The 526-nt window shown below is 68.6% G+C and carries 1 protein-coding gene; it reads right to left on the bottom strand.

From position 1 onward, the window contains the following. Positions 1–9 precede the first annotated feature (9 nt). Positions 10–417 (bottom strand): hypothetical protein, encoded by a 408-nt coding sequence (locus tag ABD323_RS42160; RefSeq protein WP_344447356.1) that lies wholly within the window; start codon positions 415–417, stop codon positions 10–12. Positions 418–526 lie beyond the last annotated feature (109 nt).

Below are 526 nucleotides of genomic sequence, written 5' to 3'. Positions count from 1 at the left end.
GGTCAGTCTCTACGGGGCCACGGGGCCGAGGATCTTGACCGAGCTCTCATGGACGCCGACGTCGGTCTGCTCGGTTGCCCAGCCTGCGGCGGTGAGCACCTGCTCGACGGCGACGGTCATGGCCTCCAGGGCCGTGCTGCCGAGCGGGATGGCTCGCTGGGGAGCCAGCTGCGGGGGGGCGACGATCAGGTCCTTGAGCTCCCGGCTCGGCTCCCAGGTGACGAACACTCCGCCGGAGCTGTCGGCGCTGGCGTCGTAGTAGACGACGAACGTCGACGAACCGATCGTCTTGCCGGCCCGGCTGTCGCCGCCCCGGACGACGGGAAGGCCGACGAACCGGAGGTCGGCCTCGACCGCCTCGGTCCGTTCGACGAGTACCTGCTCCTCGTCCTGGCCCACTCGCTCGGGAACAGTCATGAGCTTCCCTCCATGTCAGAGCCCACGACGCTGCTTCGCGGCGGCGACCATCCTAGCGAACTCCTCTGCCCACACCTTGTTCAGCAGCTTGCCCTCCTTGGTGAGGGGA

Source organism: Kitasatospora nipponensis, assembly GCF_039528135.1.
GTDB classification, from domain to species: Bacteria; Actinomycetota; Actinomycetes; order Streptomycetales; family Streptomycetaceae; genus Kitasatospora; species Kitasatospora nipponensis.
The sequence above is the reverse complement of the archived record's forward strand: the minus strand, read 5'-3'. Positions and strand labels throughout refer to the sequence as shown.